The 21,445-nt window shown below is 73.1% G+C and carries 8 protein-coding genes; all 8 read left to right on the top strand.

Translation table 11 applies throughout. The annotated features are described in order from the left end of the window. Window positions 1-50 precede the first annotated feature (50 nt). The 8 genes from ABZ914_RS13220 to ABZ914_RS13185 all read left to right on the top strand — a co-directional run bounded on the left by ABZ914_RS13220 (window position 51) and on the right by ABZ914_RS13185 (window position 21,328). On the top strand, window positions 51-2,099 hold the full coding sequence (locus tag ABZ914_RS13220; RefSeq protein WP_190859045.1) for a bifunctional aldolase/short-chain dehydrogenase: 2,049 nt from the start codon (window positions 51-53) through the stop codon (window positions 2,097-2,099). 223 nt (window positions 2,100-2,322) lie between these two features. Continuing rightward, window positions 2,323-4,821: an alpha-L-rhamnosidase-related protein gene (locus ABZ914_RS13215; protein WP_500193185.1), complete on the top strand. Its 2,499-nt coding sequence runs from the start codon at window positions 2,323-2,325 to the stop codon at window positions 4,819-4,821. Window positions 4,822-4,830: 9 nt separating this feature from the next. After that, window positions 4,831-7,041 (top strand): alpha-L-rhamnosidase-related protein, encoded by a 2,211-nt coding sequence (locus tag ABZ914_RS13210; RefSeq protein WP_500193184.1) that lies wholly within the window; start codon window positions 4,831-4,833, stop codon window positions 7,039-7,041. 32 nt (window positions 7,042-7,073) lie between these two features. Continuing rightward, entirely contained in the window at window positions 7,074-8,495 is a 1,422-nt protein-coding gene (locus tag ABZ914_RS13205; protein WP_433152101.1) for an arabinose isomerase, read from the top strand. Window positions 8,496-8,695: 200 nt separating this feature from the next. After that, the gene (locus ABZ914_RS13200; RefSeq protein ID WP_500193183.1) at window positions 8,696-10,777 is read left to right on the top strand and encodes a family 43 glycosylhydrolase; all 2,082 of its coding nucleotides are present in this window, start codon (window positions 8,696-8,698) and stop codon (window positions 10,775-10,777) included. Continuing rightward, entirely contained in the window at window positions 10,778-14,800 is a 4,023-nt protein-coding gene (locus ABZ914_RS13195) for a family 78 glycoside hydrolase catalytic domain (RefSeq protein WP_500193182.1), read from the top strand. Next, window positions 14,797-18,552 carry a glycosyl hydrolase gene (locus ABZ914_RS13190; RefSeq protein WP_500193181.1) on the top strand — a complete coding sequence of 1,252 codons (3,756 nt, stop codon included), beginning with the start codon at window positions 14,797-14,799 and terminating at the stop codon, window positions 18,550-18,552. The genes ABZ914_RS13195 and ABZ914_RS13190 overlap by 4 nt, the downstream gene beginning before the upstream one ends. Window positions 18,553-18,598: 46 nt before the next feature. After that, on the top strand, window positions 18,599-21,328 hold the full coding sequence (locus ABZ914_RS13185) for a family 78 glycoside hydrolase catalytic domain (RefSeq protein ID WP_500193180.1): 2,730 nt from the start codon (window positions 18,599-18,601) through the stop codon (window positions 21,326-21,328). Window positions 21,329-21,445 lie beyond the last annotated feature (117 nt).

The following is a 21,445-nucleotide window of genomic DNA, read 5'->3' as shown; positions in this document are numbered from 1 at the left end:
CACGCCGTCGATTCCGACGAGCCGCCGAATCCGATAAGGAGAGAGCACCGATGACCACTCCACCCGAGGTGGAGCAGCTGCTGGAACGGGCCAACACGCTCGGCTCGGACCCGCGCAACACCAACTACGCGGGCGGGAACGCCTCGGCGAAGGGCACCGTCACCGATCCCGTGACGGCCCGCGACGTCGAGCTGATGTGGGTGAAGGGCTCCGGCGGCGACCTCGGCACGCTCACCGAGAAAGGCCTGGCCGTCCTGCGCCTCGACCGGATGCGCGCGCTCGTCGACGTCTACCCGGGCGTCGAGCGCGAGGACGAGATGGTCGCCGCGTTCGACTACTGCCTGCACGGCAAGGGCGGCGCGGCGCCGTCCATCGACACCGCGATGCACGGCCTCGTCGAGGCGGCGCACGTCGACCACCTGCACCCCGACTCCGGGATCGCGATCGCGACCGCCGCCGACGGCGAGGAGCTGACCCGGCGGATCTTCGGCGACCGGGTCGCGTGGGTGCCGTGGCGGCGCCCCGGCTTCCAGCTCGGCCTCGACATCGCCGCGATCAAGAAGGCGAACCCGCAGGCCATCGGCGTGATCCTCGGCGGGCACGGCATCACCGCGTGGGGCGCGACGAGCGAGGAGTGCAAGGCCAACTCGCTCGACATCATCCGCACCGCCGAGGCGTACATCGCCGAGCACGGCAAGGCCGACCCGTTCGGCGAGGTGATCCACCCGACGCCGCCGCAGGACGAGCGGCACGCCCGCGCCGCCGCGCTGTTCCCGCTGATCCGCGGCCTGGCGTCCACGGACCGGCCGCAGGTCGGGCACTACACCGACGCCGAGGCCGTCCTCGACTTCGTCTCCCGCGCCGAGCACCCGCGGCTCGCCGCGCTCGGCACGTCCTGCCCGGACCACTTCCTGCGCACCAAGGTCCGCCCGATGGTGCTGGACCTGCCGCCGGACGCGCCGCTCGACGACGTCAAGGCCCGGCTGAAGGAGCTGCACGCCGCGTACCGCGAGGAGTACGCGGCCTACTACGACCGGCACGCCGCGCCGGACTCGCCGCCGATGCGCGGCGCCGACCCGGCGATCGTGCTGGTCCCGGGCGTCGGGATGTTCTCGTTCGGCGCGAACAAGCAGACGGCGCGGGTCGCCGGCGAGTTCTACGTCAACGCGATCAACGTGATGCGCGGCGCGGAGGCGCTGTCGTCGTACGCGCCGATCGACGAGGCGGAGAAGTTCCGCATCGAGTACTGGGAGCTGGAGGAGGCCAAGCTCCGCCGGATGCCGAAGCCGAAGCCGCTCGCGACCCGTGTCGCGCTCGTCACCGGCGGCGGCTCCGGGATCGGCGCGGCCACCGCCCGCCGCCTGGCCGCCGAGGGTGCCTGCGTCGTCGTGGCGGACCGCGACCTCGGCGCCGCCGAGAAGGTGGCGGCGGAGATCGGCGCGGGCGCGCTGCGGGCCGCGGACGTCGCCGTCGCGGTCGGCGCGGACGTCACCTCCGAGGACGAGATCGCCGCGGCGGTCCGGGACGCGGTGCTGGCGTTCGGCGGCGTCGACCTCGTCGTCAACAACGCCGGCCTGTCGATCTCCAAGCCGCTGCTGGACACCACCGTCGCCGACTGGGACCTCCAGCACGACGTCATGGCCCGCGGCTCGTTCCTGGTCTCCCGGGAGACCGCGCGGGTGATGGTCGAGCAGGGGATGGGCGGCGACATCGTCTACATCGCCTCCAAGAACGGCGTGTTCGCCGGCCCGAACAACATCGCCTACGGCGCCACCAAGGCCGACCAGGCCCACCAGGTCCGGCTGCTGGCCGCCGAGCTCGGCGAGCACGGCGTCCGCGTCAACGGCGTCAACCCGGACGGCGTCGTCCGCGGCTCCGGCATCTTCGCCGGCGGCTGGGGCGCCAAGCGCGCCGCCGTCTACGGGGTGGAGGAGGAGCGGCTCGGCGAGTTCTACGCGCAGCGGACGCTGCTGAAGCGCGAGGTGCTGCCCGAGCACGTCGCGGCCGCCGTCTTCGCCCTCACCGGCGGGGACCTGACCCACACGACCGGACTGCACATCCCCGTGGACGCCGGAGTCGCCGCCGCGTTCCTGCGCTGACCCCGCGTCCCGATCCCGCGACCCGACGACACGTCCCGACGACACGTCCCGACGACGATGTTCGGGCCGGCGGTCCGGACCGCGCGCCGGCGCCCGGCACTCCACTGCCGGGCCGCCGCGCCGTCCCCACCCGGACCGCCGGCCTTCCCTCCATGGGCCCGCTCGACCAAGTGAACCCGAAGGGATAACGATGCCCCCGGCCGAGAAGTTCGCACGAGCACGCGTGTCCACCGTCACCTCCCTCGCCCTCGCCGCCGCCGTCCTCGTCGCCGCCCCCGCCGGCGCCGCGTCCGCCTCACCGTCCGCCTCCGACCCGCTCGGCCTGCCGTCGCTGTCGCGCGCGGGCCACTACGTTCTCGCGCCGTCCGGCCGGACGGTCCGTCCCGCGCGGGTGGGGGAGGCGTACGGGGTCAACGGCGACTACGTGTCCGCCGACTCCGCCGCGTCCGAGACCGCCGGCCACGGCCTGGAGCCCGGGACGTCCACGACCGGCAAGGCCGACGGCGTCATGGTCCGCCAGACCGGCGGCGCGGCCGGCGCGGGCTTCGCCTACACGATGCGCGCCGGGCGCGGCCCGGTCACGCTGCGGGTCGAGGAGGCCGGCAGCGCGACCGCCCGCTACGACGTCCTGGTGAACGGCACGGTCGTCCACGAGCGCACGCCCGACCCGAAGCAGGCCGGGGTGTGGAGCGGCGACAAGGACGGGCTCGTCCACTACGAGGTGGACGTCCCCGCGCGGCTCACCGGCACGTCCGGAACGATCAAGGTCGAGTTCCGCAACGCCGACGACCCCGGGCAGGGCGCCCGCATCCACGCCGTCTGGACGCTCGCGAAGCAGGGCCGCGCGTCCGCCGCGCCCTACGGCGCCACCGTGCGGAACCCGGTGGGAGCGTTCCACGGCGGGACGACCAGGCTCGCCTCCAACGACTACGGCCGCCCCTACGTCGTCTACGACTTCGGCAAGGAGGTCGGCGGGCAGGTCCAGGTGACCGCCGACGTCCGCAAGGGCACGCCGAGGCTCGGCCTGGCCTTCAGCGAGAGCGGCCAGTACCTCACCACCGCGTCCGACTACAGCCAGGACCCGGTCGGCCTCGCCACCGAGACGCACTACCTCGGCACGAAGAGCGGGCGCACCGCGATGACCGACCCGGTCATCCGCGGCGGGTTCCGCTACCTGATGGTGTTCCTGGACGGCCCCGGCGAGGTGCGCCTGTCGGACCTGCGGCTGAAGTTCACCGCCGACCCCGCCAACCCCGACCTCGACGGGTACAAGGGCGCGTTCCTGTCCAGCGACGACACCCTGAACCGGCTCTGGTACGCGGGCGCCTACACCGTCCAGATGGCGACGATCGACCCGAAGACGGGCCGGCCCTACCCGGGTCAGGAGGGTCCCGTCCGCAACGACGCGATCGTGGGCGAGGGCGACAGCGTCATCAGCGACGGCGCCAAGCGCGACCGGATGATCTGGGGCGGCGACAACGCGGTCTCCGACGCGGTGTCGTACCTGACCACCGGGCAGAGCGGCCCCGCCGCCAACGCCGTCGCGTTCATGGCGAAGGGCCAGTCGCCGCAGGGCCAGATCCCCGGCCTCTACCTGACCGACAAGCTCGGCTACAACATGGGCTGGGGCGAGTACGCGGCCTGGTGGGTCGGCAACTACTGGACGCACTACCTCTACACCGGCGACAAGGCGTTCTTCGACAAGTGGTACGACGCCATGAAGAAGAACGTCGCGTGGATGCAGTCCAAGGTCGGCTCCGACGGGCTGCTCGACATGAAGGGCGCGGGCGGCACCTGGGGCTACGGCAACGAGAGCAAGGGCACCTACGTCTCGTCCCTGTACGTCCACGTGCTGGGCCAGGCCGCGCAGGCGGCCGAAGCGCAGGGCGACACGGCGCTCGCCAAGACCTACCGCGACAACGCCGCCCGCACCGCCAAGGCCATCAACGACAACCTGTGGGACGCGGCCGCGGGCGCCTACAAGGTCGGCCCCACCGACGGGAACCACCCGCAGGACGGCAACGCGATGGCGGTCGTCGCCGGAGTCGCCACCGGGGACCGCGCGAAGTCGGTGCTGAAGTTCTTCGGCGACCGGCTCGCCGACCCGCACGGCGACCTCACCGTGGACAAGGCCGGCGGTGTCGTCCCGCAGTACATCAGCCCGTTCGTGTCGGGCCAGTCGCTGCTGGCGTACGCCTCGCAGGGCGACATGGCGGGCGCGATGTCCGTGCTGGGCCGCACCTGGTACCCGATGCTCGGCAAGGACGCGCCCGGCACCTTGTGGGAGAACGTCAGCACCGCCGGCGCGCCGCAGCTCGGCTCCTACACCAGCCTCTCGCACGGCTGGGCGGCCTCGCCGACGTCGTTCCTCACCAACCAGGTCCTCGGCGTCACGCCGGCCTCCGGCGGGTTCTCGTCGTTCACCGTCCTGCCGCACCCGCCGGACGGGCTGAGCTGGGCGGAGGGCAAGGTGCCGACGCCGCACGGGGACATCACCGCGGCGTGGAAGCGGCGCGGCACGACCTTCACGCTCCGCGTCGCCGCGCCGAGCGGCACGACCGCCACGGCGGGGGTGCCCGCGTCCGGCGCGTCCGAGGTCCGCGTGAACGGCTCGGTCGTCTGGCGGAACGGCACCGCCGTGAAGCCGGGCGTCACCGTCCGCGACGGCCTCGTGCAGGTGCCCGGCCTGACCGGCTCGTCCGTCCTGACCGCCTCCCGCTGACCTGGAGTGATGATGGTTCCCCCCACCTCTCGCCGCTCCCTCGCCCGCGCCGCCGTCGCCGCCGCCCTGGCGGTGTCGGCCTCGGCGGCCGTCGCCCTGCCCGCCTCGGCGTCCCCGCGGCCGCGCGGCCCCTGGCAGGACGCGTCCTACAGCCCGGAGCACGGCCAGTGGCGCCCGTACGTGCTGTCGCCGTCGAGCCGCACCGTCCGCCCCGTCGCGATCTACAAGGCCGACCCGCGCCAGGGCCGGATCGACGGGTCCCCGGACGCCGCGCTGCGCGACGGCGGCGGCTCGGTCCGGCTGACCGGCGCCGCCGACCGCACCGGCTCCCCGCTGCTGGTCATCGACTTCGGCAAGGAGGTCGCCGGGCACCTGAAGGTCCGGGTGAAGGGCGCCTCGTCCACGCCGCCGAAGCTGCGCGCGTGCTTCTCCGAGTCGATCCGGTACGCCGCGCTCACGCCGGACGCCAACGACGGCGAAGGCAGGATCGCGCCGGGCTGCGACACCGCGAACATCTGGAACGGCTTCCCCGGCCAGCCCTACACGCAGGACACCGACAGCCACGCCCTGCCGCTCGACGGGAAGAAGCCGCCCGCCACGGTCCGCGACGGCGTCCTGCGCGGCGGGTTCCGCTACGCGACGCTGTTCCTCGACGGCCCCGGAACCGTCGACATCGACGGGGTGTCCGTCGACTTCACCGCCGCCCCGAACCAGCGCGACCTCGACGGCTACCAGGGCCACTTCCTGTCCAGCGACAACGAGCTGAACAAGATCTGGTACGCGGGCGCCTACACCGTGCAGGTGAACACCGGCGCGTCCAACACCGCCAAGAGCTGGCCGTACGCCGCCGGCGAGGGCGACCACGCGGACGCGCAGGTCCCGCACGCCGACCCGAACAAGTCCGTCATCTACGACGGGGGCAAGCGCGACCGGATCGTCTGGCAGGGCGACCTGGCCGTGCAGGCGCCCGTCACCTACCTGTCCACCAACGACCTGGAGGCGGTCGACAACTCGCTGTCGTCGCTGGCCGCCCAGCAGCTCCCGGACGGGTTCATGCCCGCCGAGAGCCAGGTCGGCCAGCACAACGCCGACGAGCTGCGGACCTACGGCGAGTACGTCACCTGGTTCGTCAACAACATGTACGAGCACTGGCTCTACACCGGCGACCGCACCTACCTCGACGAGTGGTGGCCGCAGCTCACCAAGGCGACGGCGTGGCTGGAGTCGGTCCGCGCCCAGGACGACAAGGGCCTCATCGCGTTCGGCGCCGTCGGCTCCTGCGGCCACTACGGCTACTCCGACTGCGGCCACGAGACGTACGTCAACGCCCTGTACGCCCGCAACCTCACGCAGATGGCCGCGATGGCGAAAGCGCGCGGCGACGCGTCCGCCGCCACGACCTACGGCGACCGGTCCGCGACCGTCAAGAAGGCGATCAACGACCAGCTGTGGGACGAGACCGCGGGCGCCTACCGGCTGTCGCGGGAGATCCCCGGCGCCTACCCGCAGGACGCCAACGCCACGGCCGTCCTCGCCGGCGTCGCGGGCGGCGACCGCGCCACCCGCGCCCTCGCGTACCTGCGCAAGAACAACTGGTCGCGGTACGGGTCGCTGACCGTCTCGCAGTCCACCCCGAACGCGAGCCTGCCGCCGTTCTACGCGCCGCTGCCCAGCTCGTTCGAGTCCGACGCGCGCCTGGACACCGGCGACGCGTCCGGCCTCGACCTGATCCGGACGTTCTGGGGCCACCAGCTCCGGCAGGACCCCGGCTCGACGTTCTGGGAGCACATGCAGCCGGACGGCACGCCGAACCTCAAGCAGTTCTCCAGCCTCGCGCACGGCTGGGCGAGCGGCCCGACCGTCACGCTCACCACCCGCGTCCTCGGCGTCCAGCCGACCGGTCCCGGGTACTCGTCGTGGTCCGTGGTCCCGTTCACCGGCGGGCTGACGTGGGCCGAGGGAACGGTCCCGACGCCGCACGGCGCAATCGCCGCGTCGTGGCGGACGACCGGCCACGGCTTCCGGCTCGACGTCACCGCCCCGCGCGGCACGTCCGGCCGGCTCGCCGTCCCGGTCACCCCGTCGACGTCCCGCGTCGCCCTGGACGGCCGGACGGTCTGGGCGCACGGCGAGGCGACCGCGCGGGGCGTGTCCGGCGATGGGAAGTACGTCTACGTGGACGGCGCGCCGTCCGGCCGCCACACCCTGACAGCCGAATGACAGGGACGGCCAGGTAATCGAGAGGAGCAGGCATGGCAGGCAACACCGGGGCGCCGCCGCCCGTGAAAGTGGGACTCGTGGCCGGCGGGCTCGGCGCGTACTGGCCGCAGTTCCCCGATCTGCTGCCGCAGCTGAAGCGGTCGGCGGAGCGGGTGTCGGAGCGGATGCGCGGGCTCGGCGCCGAGGTGGTCGACGTCGGGTTCATCTCCGACGCGCAGGAGGGCGCGGCCGCGGCCGAGCGGCTGCGCGCCGAGGGCTGCGACATCATCGTCGGGTTCCTCACCACCTACATGACCGCGACGATGCTGGTCCCCGTCGCGCAGCGGGCGGACGCCCCGGTGTTGCTGATCAACCTGCAGCCGACCGAGTCGATGGACCACGCCACGTTCGACACCGGGCAGTGGCTCGCCTACTGCGGCGCCTGCCCGCTGCCGGAGATGGCGAACGCCTTCGCGCGGTGCGGGGTCCCGTTCCGCTCGGTCTCCGGCTACCTGGAGGACGAGCGGGCCTGGGCGAAGATCGGCCGCTGGGTGCGGGCCGCCGGGGTGCGCGCGGCGCTGCGCCGCGGCCGGCACGGCCTCATGGGCCACCTGTACCCGGGCATGCTGGACGTGTCCACCGACCTGACGCTGGTCAGCGCGAACTTCGGCGGGCACGTCGAGGTGCTGGAGTTCGACGACCTGCGGGTCCGGGTGGAGAAGGTCACCGACGCCGAGACCGCCGCGAAGAAGGCCGAGGCGGAGAAGATCTTCGAGCTGGACGCCTCCGTCAACGACGACGACCTCACCTGGGCCGCCCGGGTGTCGGTCGGCCTGGACCGGCTCGTCGAGGACTTCGAGCTGGACAGCCTCGCCTACTACCACCGGGGCCTGGACGGCGAGATCCACGAGCGGCTCGGCGCCGGGATGATCCTCGGCGCGTCGCTGCTCACCGCCCGCGGGATCCCGGCGGCCGGCGAGTACGAGCTGCGCACCTCCCTCGCCATGCTGATCGCCGACCGGCTCGGCGCGGGCGGCTCGTTCACCGAGCTGCAGGCGCTCGACTTCCACCGCGGCCATGTCGAGATGGGCCACGACGGGCCCGCCCACCTGGCGATCAGCGCCCGCCGCCCGCTGCTGCGCGGCCTCGGCGTCTACCACGGCAAGCGCGGCTACGGCGTGTCCGTGGAGTTCGACGTCAAGCACGGCCCGGTCACCGCGTTCGGCGTCATCCAGCGCCGCGACGGCCGGTTCGCGTTCGTCGCGTCCGAGGGCGAGACCGTGGACGGCCCGCTGCTGCAGATCGGGAACACGACGTCCCGCGTGGACTTCGGCTGCGACCCCGGCGAGTGGGTCGACGCCTGGAGCGCCACCGGCATCTCCCACCACTGGGCCCTCGGCACCGGCCACCGGATCGCCGACCTGAAGGCCCTCGCCGACCTTCTGGAGATCGAACTGGTCACCGTGAACCCCTGACGGCCCCCGAGGAACCACGACCCTGCCGGACCCGCACTCCCACTAGGCGCGATCGGGGGATCCGTCCCTAGGCGATGACGGGCGCAGGCCCGTGGCCGTGCGACCCGCCCGCACGGCCACGGGCTCTGTTCCGCATGCCCGGAAACGGACGACGCGCCGCCCCCCACCCCACAGCGCAGCTCCGAGAGGACGCCCCGTCCATGCGCACCATCCCCCCACGCCGGCCCTGGCGAGGCCGCGGCCTCGCCGTCGCCGCGGCCCTGGCGCTGCTGCTCGGCGTCCTGGCCGCACCTGCCGCGCCGCCCGCGCTGGCGTCGACGGTCACCCCGATCACCAACACCGGACCGGACGGCGAGCAGACCGTCCGGTTCGACACCGACGGCAACGCGGTCGACGCCCACGACGGCGCGATCCAGCGGTTCGGCGACACCTACTACCTGTACGGGACGAGCTACGACTGCGGCTACCAGTGGCAGGTCAACAGCACGTTCTGCGGCTTCAAGGTGTACTCCTCGCCCGACCTCGCGCACTGGACCGACCGCGGCCGCGTCGTGGAGGCCCGCTCCTGCAAGTTCTGCTTCCGCCCCCACACCGTCTACGACAAGGCGACCCGCAAGTACGTCATGTGGGTGAACGACCAGGAGGCCGCGGACAGGTTCCGTGTCTACACCGCTGACCGGCCGACCGGTCCGTTCACCGAGCGGCCCGTCCCCGACCTGCCCGCCGGGACGCACTGCACCGCCGACCTGGACGTGTTCGTCGACGACGACGGCACCGGCTACCTGGCGTGCAGCAACGCCGGCTGGCACATCGCCGTCATCCAGCTGACCCCCGACTACCTGCGCGCCGCCGGCCCCTACGACGTCACGGGCGTGACCCGCGTCGAGGCGCCGTCGATCTTCAAGCGGAACGGCGTGTACTACCTGACGATGTCGGACCCGAACTGCGGGTACTGCACCGGCACCGGCACGTCCTACCTCACCGCGTCGAGCCCGCTCGGCCCGTGGAAGGGCCGCGACGCCTGGACGGCCGACGACGGCGCGCTCACCGCCCGCGGCGGGCTGTACGGCCTGTCGCAGCAGGGCGAGGACTGGTCCGACTACACCTTCTCCTTCGACGTCGCGCCGCTGCCGACGGCGTCGGGCAAGCTGGCGCAGGCCGGGTTCTCCGTCCGGATGAACCAGGACGACCACGGCTACCTGTTCCTGCTGACCGGTTCCGGCACGGGCAACGGGAAGCTGAGCGTGCTGCGGCGTGCCGGGTCCACCACCGCCAGCCACGTCGTGCAGCTCGACAAGCCGATCGTGGCGGGGGAGTGGCACCACGTGTCGGTCACCGCGTCCGGCTCCACGCTGACCACGTCCGTCGACGGAACGCAGGTCGACGCCTACACCGACGCGACGTATCCCGTCGGCAAGGTCGGGTTCCGCGAGTGGAACGGCGCGGACCTGGAGTCGGCGAAGTTCGACAACGTCCGGGTGACCTCGGCGTCCGGGCAGGACCTGCTCGCCGACGACTTCTCGGGCGGCCTGGCGAAGTGGGTCGTCCCGACCGCCGGGACGAGCATCACCGCGAACTCCTGCGGCGGGCAGCCCGCGCAGGTCGCCACCCTCCGCCAGCGCCACGGCCCGCCGATCTACATGTACTTCAGCGACCTGTGGAACGGCCACACCAACGAGGCCCTCGCCAACTACCAGTGGCAGCCGCTCGCATTCGGCGCCGACGGATCGATCACCCCGGTCCAGTGCGGCAACGCGACCGTCCGCCTCGACCCCGGGCACCCCGGACGGCAGGCGGCGGTCCCCGGCCTCGACCAGAGCAGCGGCGCCGCCGGCTTCCGCACCGGCTGCGACGTCGCCGGGGACGTCCGCCGCGAGCAGTCGTTCACCGCCGGACGCGGCGGCCGCCTCGCCTCCCTCGCCGTCACCGCGTTCAAGGACGGCACCGAGCAGGGGCGCGTCGAGCGCACCCCGCCGTCCGAGCCGCTGGACATCGAGGTCACCGACGGGACCCGGACGCTCTGGTCCGGCTCCGTCCCGGCGGCGGAGATCGGCTGGTCCGCGCGGAACGTGACCGTCCACCCGGGCATCCCGGTCCGGCGCGGCGCGCACTACACCGTCCGGATCTCCTCCACCGCGACCACGGGCTGCTACGGCGTCGCCTACAACGACCACGACCCGTACCAGGGCGGCGCGTCCGCCGTCAGCCGTGACGGCGGCGCGACCTTCACCGCCGAGCCCGGCCGCGACCTGAAGTTCCTCACCACCGTCCGGGGAGCCTGAATGCGCACCACCCCCACCCGCACGTCCCCCACACGCACGACCCCCGCCCGCACGATGCCCACCCGCACGGCACTGACCCGCGCCGCTCTTCCGGCGGCGGTCCTCCCGCTGCTGATCGGGGCCGCCTTCGCGGTCCCGGCGCGCGCCGACGCGCCCGGCCTGCGGGCCTTCGGGCTGCGCACCGACGCGCTCGACGCCCCGCTCGGCATCGACGACACGGCGCCGGCGCTGAGCTGGCGGCTCACCGCGCCCGGCCGCGGCGCCGCGCAGGCCGCCTACCAGGTCGAGGCCGCCACCTCCCGGAACGGGCTCGGCCGCGCCGACCTGTGGGACTCCGGGAAGGTGGCGTCCGGCACCCCGAACGCCGTCTACCGGGGCACGGCGCTCACCTCCCGCCGCCAGGTGTGGTGGCGGGTCCGGGTCTGGGACGGCTCCGGGCGGGCGTCCGCCTGGAGCCCCCCGGCCCGGTTCGAGATGGGCCTGCTCGGCAAGGACGACTGGTCCGGGAAATGGATCACCGACGACCGGTGGCTGAACCGGGCGCCGAGCCCCGTCACGGTCGGCCTGCCCGCCGGGACGAAGGCCCGCTACCTGCGGATCGACGTGTCCAAGCTGGGCCTGCCGATCACCGAGAGCGGGTCGCCGGTGTCCCGGCTGCAGCTCGCCGAGATCGAGGCGCTCGACCCGTCCGGCGCGAACGTGGCGAAGGGCGCGCAGGTCGCCGCGTCCGAGGTCCGCGAGTACCCGGGCAAGTGGATGCCGGAGTTCCTCACCGACGGGTCGCTCACCACGCAGAAGGCGCCGTTCGGCTACACCAGCAACGCCTACAAGTCGCAGGACCCGGGCCACCACATCTGGCTGCAGCTCGACCTCGGCGCCGCCAAGGACGTCGCGTCGGTGAGGCTGTACCCGCGCACCGACGTGATGACGAGCGACGGGAAGACGCCGAACTTCCCGGTCGACTACACCGTGCAGACCTCCGACGCGGCGGACGGCCCGTTCACCGTGGTGAAGACCGTCACCGACCAGGTCCCGCCGCCCGCTTACCAGACGTCCATGCCCGCGCTGCCGCTGCTCGCGCGGCAGTTCTCGCTGAAGAACACCGTCCGGTCGGCGCGGCTGTACATCACCGCGCTCGGCATCTACGACGCGACGATCAACGGGCGGCCGGTCAGCGACGCCGTCCTCGAACCGCCGAACACCGACTACAGGAAGCGGGTCGAGTACGCGGCCTACGACGTGACGAAGCTGCTGCGGCGCGGCGGCAACGCGATCGGCGTCCGGCTCGGCAACGGCACCTACAACGTCGCCGCCACCAACGACCGCTACACCAAGTACGTCGGCGCGCAGGGGGCGCCCAAGCTGCTCGCGCAGCTGGAGGTCACGCTCGAGGACGGCACGACCGCCCGCGTCGCGACCGACGGGTCCTGGCGCACCGATCTCGGGCCGACCACGTCCAGCCAGTGGTACGGCGGCGAGGACGAGGACGCCCGGCTGGCGCAGCAGGGCTGGGACGGGCCGTCCGCCGACCTGTCGTCGTGGAAGCCGGCCACCGAGGCGCCCGACCCGGGCATCGCGCTCACCGCGCGGATGTCCCCGGCGATCGTCCCCGTCGGCACCCGCAAGACGGTGAAGGTCACGCATCCGGAGAAGGACACCTACGTCTTCGACCTCGGCGAGAACATCGTCGGGTGGCCTGAGCTGAGCGTGCGCGGGAAGCGCGGCACGAAGCTGACGATCAAGCCGGGGGAGCGGCTCGGCGCGGACGGCCTCGTCGAGCAGGGCACCATGATCGCGGGCGGCGCGCAGAACCCGCCCGTCATGGACACCTACACCCTCGCGGGCACCGGGACCGAGACCTGGCACCCCCGGTTCGTCTACCACGGCTTCCGCTACATCCAGGTCAGCGGCCTGGACGCGGCGCCGTCCGCGGACACGGTCTCGGCGACGATCCTGCGCGCCGGGAACGCCTCCGCCGGCTCGTTCGACAGCTCCGACCTGCTGCTCAACGGCATCCACACGATCATCGACCGGGCCGTGCAGGGCAACATGATGTCGATCCTCACCGACTGCCCGGACCGGGAGAAGCTCGGCTGGCTGGAGGAGACCCAGCTCGTCCAGGGCACGATCACCCGCGGGTACGACGTCGCCGCCTACTACCCGGCGCTGCTGCGCAACATGGCGGAGGCGCAGACCGCCGACGGGCTCGTCCCCGACATCGCGCCCGCGTACGTGACGTTCTCCGGCGGCGTCTGGGACGACCCGAACTGGGGCAGCGCGATCATCCTGGCCGCCTGGCAGCACTACGTCACGTACGGCGACGCCAAGCCGCTGCGCGACTTCTACCCGAACATGCAGCGCTACCTGGACTACCTCACGTCCAAGGCGAAGGGGAACCTGCTCGACTACGGCCTCGGCGACTGGGCCGCGGTCGACAAGACCACCCCGACCGGCGTCGCCGCCACCTACGGCTACCAGCGCAGCGCCACCGCGCTCGCGAAGATCGCCAAGCTGCTCGGCAAGGACGACGACGCCGGGAAGTACACCAAGCTCGCCGGCGACATCGCCGACGCGTTCAACGCCAAGTACCTGGACCCGGCCAAGCACACCTACGGGTCGGGCAGCCAGGCCGGCGACGCGTTCGCGCTCGACCTCGGCATCGTGCCCGCCGACCAGAAGCAGGCCGTCCTCGACCACCTCGTCTCGACCATCAAGGCGAACGGCTACCACCTGACGGTCGGGGAGATCGCGCTGCCGTCGGTGTTCCGGACGCTGTCGGCGGCCGGCCGCGACGACGTCATCCTCGCCGTGGCGCAGCAGGTCACGAACCCGAGCTACGGCTACCAGGTGGTGCACGGCGCGACCGCGCTCACCGAGTACTGGGACGGGCCGACCGGCTACGGCTCGCAGAACCACTTCATGCTCGGCGCGATCGACGAGTGGTTCGGCGCCGGCCTCGCCGGCATCCGGCAGGCCGACGGCTCGGTCGGCTACGGCGACCTGGTGATCCGGCCCGCCGTGGTCGGCGACCTCACGCGCGCCTCGTCGTCGTACGACACCCCGCGCGGGACGGTGTCCAGCGCCTGGCGCCGGTCCGGGCACGACCTGCGGCTCGACGTGACGGTCCCGCCGGGCGCGCCCGCGCGCGTCGAGGTGCCGCTGCTCGGCGCGTCCGCCGCGCAGGCCCCGGCGGGCGCGCGCTCGCTCGGCGTCCAGAACGGGCACGCCGTCTACGAGGTCGGGTCGGGTTCGTGGACGTTCGCCGTCCGCACGCCCACCGCGGTCCGGCAGGACCGGACGCAGCTCGCCGTCGAGCCGCCGTTCGGCGTGAACGTCCCGGTGATCCCCGGCACGGCCGCCGACGCCCGGTTCCGCGTGACGAACCTGGAGCGCCGCGCCGTCACCGTCCCGGTGAAGGCGGCCGCGTCGGCCGGCTTCACCGCGTCCGCCCCCGCGCGGGTCACGATCCCGGCGGGCGGCTCGGCCGAGATCCCCGTCGAGGTGAAGGGCCCGGACGCGGACGGCACGAAGGGCACCGTCACCGTCACGGCCGACGACGAGTCCGTGACCGCGCCGGTCCTCGTCACCGGGAACCTCGTCCGCTCCGCGGCCATGTCGGCGTCCAGCACCCACAGCGGGTCGTCGCCCGCCTGGGCCAACGACGGCGGCACCGACTCCGGCGTCTGGCTGAACGGCGTCGGCGGCTGGAACGACGACACGTCCAAGTCCTTCCCCGACACCCTCACCGCGACCTGGAAGGAGCCGCAGAGGATCGGCCGGGTCGAGGTCTACACGCTCGACAGCCCGAGCAACTCCGCCGCCAAGTCCGGCCTGCGGGACTTCGACGTCCAGGCGCAGGTCGGCGGCCAGTGGACGACGGTCGCGACCGTCACCGGCAACACCGCCGGGAGGGTCGAGAGGACCTTCGCCCCCGTGCAGGCGTCCGCGCTGCGGCTGCTCGTGCACGACTCCAACGACCACAACTACAGCCGCGTCATCGAACTGGAGGGCTACTCCTCATGACCCGCTCCAAAGTCCGTCCGGCGGCCGGAGCCCGCCGGACCTCGGCGCGGCTCGCCGCCGTGCCGGTGGCGGCGCTGCTCGCCGTGTCCGGGCTCGCGGTCGTCGGGGCGGCGGAGGGCGCGGAGTCGTTCGGGCCGACCGTGCCCGCGCTGACCCGCGGCACCTTCGCCGACCCGCCGGCCTCCGTGCGGCCCAAGTACCGCTGGTGGCAGCCGCTCGCCTACACCGACGACACGGAGCTGGCCGCCGAGCTCGACCAGATCAAGAAGGCGGGCGGCGGCGGTGCCGAGGTCGCCCCCTTCAACGTCGAGGGCACCGGCGGCAGCACCCCCGAGTTCCTGAAGACCTACGGCTGGGGCACGCCGCTGTGGGCGGAGAAGACCCGGACGATGCTGGCCGCGGCGAGGGACAAGGGCCTCGGCCTGGACCTCACCATCGGCCCGCGCTGGCCCGCGACCGTCCCCACGGTCGCCGACGTCAACGACCCCAGCGCCCAGCAGCAGATCGTCTTCTCCTACGAGTTCCACAAGGGCGGCACGAGCCGCTCCGGCGGGCTGCCGACGAACTTCAACGTCGCGCCGCCCGCCGGCGCGAAGAAGACGCTCGTCGCCGCACTCGTCGCGAAGTGCTCCGACGCGGGCTGCAGCGCCTCGTCCAGCGCGCCCAGGATGCTGGATCGCTCCAGCGTCACCGACGTCACCGCGAAGGTGGACGAGCAGGGCAACGTCGCGGTCGACTTCCCCGGCGACGACAAGAGCACCTACGCGCTGATCGCCTTCTACCAGACGCCGAGCGGGCAGTCCCTGTCCGGCTACACCGCGACCGGCACCAACTACGCGCTCGACCCGTTCAGCGAGGCCGGCGCGAAGGCCACCACCGACTTCTACGACAAGAACATCCTCACCTCCGACGTGCGGAAGCTCCTCGCCCGGATCGGCGAGACCGACCTGTTCGAGGACTCGCTCGAACTCGGCACCACGCAGAAGTGGACGTCGCAGCTGGTCGACCAGTGGACGAAGCTGCGCGGCTACTCGCCCGTCGACGTGCTGCCCGCCCTCGCGGGCGCCGGCGACCAGGGCATCACCGACCGGCCGTTCTTCGACTTCGGCGGCGGCGTCGGCGCGCGCGTCCGCACCGACTACCGGCAGACGCTCAGCGACCTGTACATCCGCAACCGGCTCGACGTGCTGCGCGAATGGGCGCACAAGCACCACATCAAGACCCGCATCCAGCCGTACGGCATCCCGGTGGACGTCTCGGAGGCCGCCTCGCACATCGACGTGCCCGAGGGCGAGTCGCTGGCGTTCGGGCAGTCGGTCGGCGCTTACAGCAACGTGCAGGACTACCGCGTGGTCGCCACGGGCGCGCACCTGTCCGGGCAGCCGGTGGTGTCCGACGAGTGCTGCGCGTTCTCCGGCACGGTGTGGGGCTCGACGGCGGGCGCCGGATCGGACGCCTCCAACCTCCAGGCCGTCTACCGCGGCTTCGCAGGCGGCGTGAACCAGGTCGTCTGGCACGGCTTCCCGTACCTGAGCCGGGGACCCGCGGGCGCCGGACCCCAGTCGGTCTGGCCCGGCATGACCTACGGCGGCAACACCTCCTACTCGGAGGCGTGGGGCGACAAGGGCGGGCCGAACTGGGCCGACTACCGCGCCGTCAACGACAACCTCGCGCGGATGCAGCTCGTGCTGCGGCAGGGCAAGCCCCGCTTCGACCTCGCCGTGTACTGGCAGGACTTCGGCATGAACGGGACCGGCACCACCGGCTCCGGGTCGAACAAGCTGATCCAGGACTCCTCGGAGCTGGCGTCGGCCGGATACACCTACGAGTACCTCAGCCCGGCGCAGCTCCAGCGCAAGGACGCCTCCTACTCCGGCGGCGCCCTGTTCCGCGACGGCTCCGCCTACCACGCGGTGCTGCTGAAGGACCAGAAGACGATGCCGCTGGCCGCCGCCGAGAAGCTGCTGAGCCTGGCGCGGCAGGGCCTCCCCGTCGTGATCGTCGGGGACGCGCCGAGCACGGTGCCCGGCGACGGCGACGCGGGCCGCCAGGACGCGCGGCTCACCTCGGTGGTCTCCCAGCTGCTCGATCAGCGGACCGTGGTCCGGGCGGCGAGCGAGGCGGACGCGCCCGACGCGCTGCGCCGCCTGCGCGTCACCCCGGCCGCGACCCCGCACGACGGCTCCGGCGCGATCCTCGACGTCCGCCGCCAGGCCGGCTCCACGGACTACTACTACCTGTACAACCAGACCAACACCACCACCGCGCAGACGATCACCCTGACCGGCGACGGCGCCCCCTACAAGCTGGACACCTGGACCGGGAAGATCACCCCGATCACGGACTACACGTCGGGGCACGGCACGGTCACCGTCCCCGTCCGGCTCGCGGCGAACGACGCCACGGTCATCGCGGTCACGCCGCGGCACGACGCGACGTTCCCCGGCCAGGGCAAGCCGGACGGGCCGGGCGGGCAGCGGACGGCGGCCGTCCCGCAGCCGGTGAAGCTGAACGAGTGGTCGCTGTCGGTGGACTCGTGGGGCCCCGGACCGTCCGGCAAGCCCGGCGACACCGCGCACAAGACGCTCGGTCCCGTCACGCTGAAGGCGGGGGAGAACGGCGCGCTGCCCGCCTGGTCGGCGATCACCACGGCCGGCGGGTACCCGGTCGACCTCAAGGACGTGTCGGGCGTCGGCACCTACACCGCGCACGTCACCCTCGACGACGGCTGGAAGGGCATCGACGCCGCCGAGCTCGACCTCGGCACGCCGGTGGACACCGTCAAGGTGAACGTCAACGGCCACGACCTGCCGCCGCTCGACCAGGCGGACCTGCGGCACGTCCAGGTCGGCCGGTACCTGCGGCCCGGCGACAACACGATCACCGTCCGGGTCGCCTCGACGCTGCTCAACGCGGTCCGCGTCGCGCCCGGCACCGGCGCGTCCTCGCGGGCGCCGATGGACTACGGGCTGTTCGGCCCGCTCACCCTCACCGCGACCGGCGGCGACCGGCCGGTGCTGACCGCCGAGGCCCTCGAACCCGAGCTGCCGCTGGCGGACGGCGGCTACAACCGCGCGACCGTGCGGGTCACCAACGCCTCCGGCCGCCCGGCGAACGTGACCGTCGCGGCGTCGGCCGCCGACGGGATCACCGCGACGCCGCAGCAGGGCAAGGTGACGGTCCCCGCCGGCGGGTCGGTGACGGTGCCCGTCGACGTGCGCGACCAGGGCGTCTCGTCCGGCACGAGCACGCTGAAGGTGACCGCGCGCAGCGACGCCGGGCCGTCCGCCGAGACCGCGGTGACGCTGCGGCACTCCGGCGACCTGGCGCTCAACCCGGGCGGCGCGCCGTTCCCGCGGGTCATCGCGGACGCGGGCCAGGACCGCTACCCGGCGAAGCTCGCCGTGGACGGCTCGGCGAGCACGTTCTGGGTCTCGTGGGGCCGCGCCGCGGGCCAGGGACCGACCGCGGAGGACCCGGTCCGGTACGGGCTCGACTTCGGCGCGCCCGTCCGGTTCGGCGCGGTCGTCGTGGGCGGCCGCTCCAACTACGGGCCGCGCGACTACGCCGTCCAGGTCTCCGATGACGGCCGGACGTGGCGCACCGTCGCCACCGCGGCCGACACGCCCAAGGAGGGCGGGACCACGACGTTCGACAAGGTCAGCGCCCGGTACGTGCGCATCGCGGTCAGCCGGAGCTGGGACTCCACCAACGCCAACGTGCAGCTGAGCGGCTTCTCCGTCCGGCCGTAGGGCCGCATCCCCCCACTGGAGGTTCTTCCTCATGATCCGCCGTTTCGTGAATCGTTCCACCGGGTCCCGCACCGTCCTCGCGGCCGCCGCGACCATGACGGCCGCCGCCGTCGTGGCCCTGCCCGGAACCGCGCAGGGCGCGGTGCAGGCGGGGCACGCGCCGCAGGCGCCGGCCGGCCTCACCGTCGGCGACCAGGCCCGGCCGCTCAGCGTGGAGGGCGCGCCGCAATTCGGATGGCGGCCCCGCGACGTCGACCCCGGCGAGGTCCAGTCCGCCTACGAGATCGCCGTGCGCGACGCGTCCGGCAAGACCGTGTGGGACAGCGGACGGGTGGCGTCGGCGAGCCAGGAGTACGTGCCGTACGCGGGGCCGGCGCTGGCGTCCGAGACGACCTACACCTGGAAGGTCCGCACCTGGGACCGCACCGGCAAGGCGTCCCCGTGGTCGCGGGCGGCGTCGTTCGACACCGGGCTGAGCGACGGCCAGTGGGGGGCGTCCTGGATCCGCCGGACCACCGCCGAGTCCGACGACTACACCCTGGCCCGCAAGGACTTCGCCGTCGGGGCCTCGCCGGTGGTGCGGGCCCGCGTCCACATCTCCGCCGACCAGCAGTACGACCTGCGCCTCAACGGCGAGACGGTCGACCGGGGACCCGCGTTCGAGTACGCCGACGACCTGTTCTACAAGACCGTCGACGTCACCTCGCGGCTCAAGGCGGGCGGGGACGCGACGCTCGGCGCGGTCTACCACTGGTACGGGTCCGGGCAGGGGCGGCCGAAGGGCGAGCCGGGGCTGCTGGTCCGGCTCGTCATCGACCACGCCGACGGCACCCGGCAGGTGGTCGTCAGCGACGGCACCTGGAAGGTGGCGCGCGGCCCGTGGAAGACGGCGCCGCGCCGCAACGGCGACGGCGCCGACTGGGTCGAGGACGTCGACGGCACCGCCGAGCCGCTCGGCTGGGACCGGCCCGGCTTCGACGCCTCGTCCTGGGCGGCGCCGCAGGTCGTCGGCGCGCACCCGACCTCGGCGTTCAAGCACGTCCACGGGCAGGAGACGTCCCTGGCGTACGAGACCGTCCACCCGGTGAAGGTGACGAAGCTGGCGTCGGGCGCGCTCGTCGCCGACTTCGGGAAGGTGATCCCGGCGGTGCCGGTCGTCCGGTTCCGGAACGGGACCGCCGGGCGGCACGTCGACATGCACGCCGGATACCTGCTCGCCGACGACGGCACGGTGTCGCGCTCCAAGGACGACAACCAGGACACCGACCTCACCTACGGCTACACGCAGCGCGACGGCGACCAGACGTTCCGCGCGTTCACCTACGAGGGCTTCCGCTACTTCGAGATCGGCCCGGACTCGGGGGTGGACCCCGACGACATCTCCGCCGTCGTGCAGTACAACTCCGTCGACCGCACCGCGACCGTCCGGACGTCCGACAAGGGGGTGAACGCCGCCTACGACATGATGGCGCGGTCGGCGCTGTACGGGTCGCAGTCGCAGTTCCTCGACACCCCGACCCGGGAGAAGGGCCAGTTCCTCGGCGACGCCGTCGACACCTCGACCGCCGCGATGGGCGCGTTCGGGGAGCGGCGGCTCACCCGGCAGGCGATCCAGGAGTTCATCGCCTCCCAGGCCCGCTACTGGCCGGACGGCCGGCTCAACTCCGTCTACCCGAACGGCGACGGCAAGCGCGACATCCCGGACTACACCGAGATGTTCCCCGGCTGGGCGTGGGACTACTTCGAGCAGTCCGGCGACGCCGCCACCCTCGCGCAGGCGTACCCGGTGATGAACGCCGTCGCCGGATACGTCCGCCGCTACATCGACTCGGGCACCGGGCTGGTCACCAACCTCGAAGGCGGGTCCGGCCAGTACAAGTACGGCATCATCGACTGGCCCGCGACCATGCGCTACGGCCACGACATGGACACCGCCGCCCGCACGGTCATCAACGTCCTCGGCGTCGACGTCCTGAACGCCACCGCCCGGGCCGCCGACGCGCTCGGCAAGACCGACGAGGCCGCCGCGCTGCGCAAGGAGGCCGGGACCCTCACCGGCGCCATCAACGCCAAGCTCCGCCGCGCCGACGGCATCTACATCGACGGCCTGAAGGGCGACGGCACGCAGAGCACGCACGCCTCGCAGATCGCCAACGCCTACGCGGTCGCGTACGGGGTCGCACCCGCCGAGTCCCGCGAGGCGATCGGCTCCTACATCGCCGGGCTCGGCATGCAGATGGGGCCGATGACCGCGCACCGGCTCCTCCAGGCGCTCGACGACACCGGCCGCACGGGCGACGTCGTCACCCGCCTGACCGACACCAAGGGGCCGGGCTGGGGCAACATCCTCGCGCGCGGCGGCACCTTCACCTGGGAGTCGTGGGACGCGCCCGAGACCGGGCAGAGCTTCTCGCACCCGTGGGGCTCGACGTCCCTGGTCGACGTGCAGCGGTCCCTCCTCGGCGTCACCGTGACCGCCCCGGCGTCCGCGTCGGTGCGGATCCAGCCGCCGCTGTCCGGCCTGAGCGGCGCGACGGGCACGGTCCCGCTCCAGCGCGGCGACGTCGGCGTCCAGTGGAAGCGGCAGGGGAACGGCGTCTCGCTCTCGGTGAACGTCCCGGTCAACGTCACGGCCGAGATCCGCGTCCCTGCGCGGTCGGCGAGCGATGTCCACGTGTCCGGGCCGGGCGGCGCCCGCTTCACCGGCATGCAGGGCGGCTACGCGGTCTTCCAGGCCGGGTCCGGCCGCCTCACCTTCCACTCCACGCACGCCTGAAGGGCCTTTCGATGACGAATGAGCTGAGCAGGAGACGATTCGTGCAGGCCGGCGGCGTCGCGGCCGCCGCCGTGACCGCCACCGGCGTGCTGCCCTCGGCGGCGGGCGCCGCGCCGG

It is taken from the genome of Spirillospora sp. NPDC046719 (genome assembly GCF_040645715.1).
Lineage (GTDB): Bacteria > Actinomycetota > Actinomycetes > Streptosporangiales > Streptosporangiaceae > Spirillospora.
Note: the sequence above shows the minus strand (reverse complement) of the source record. Positions and strands in the feature narration are given on the sequence as shown.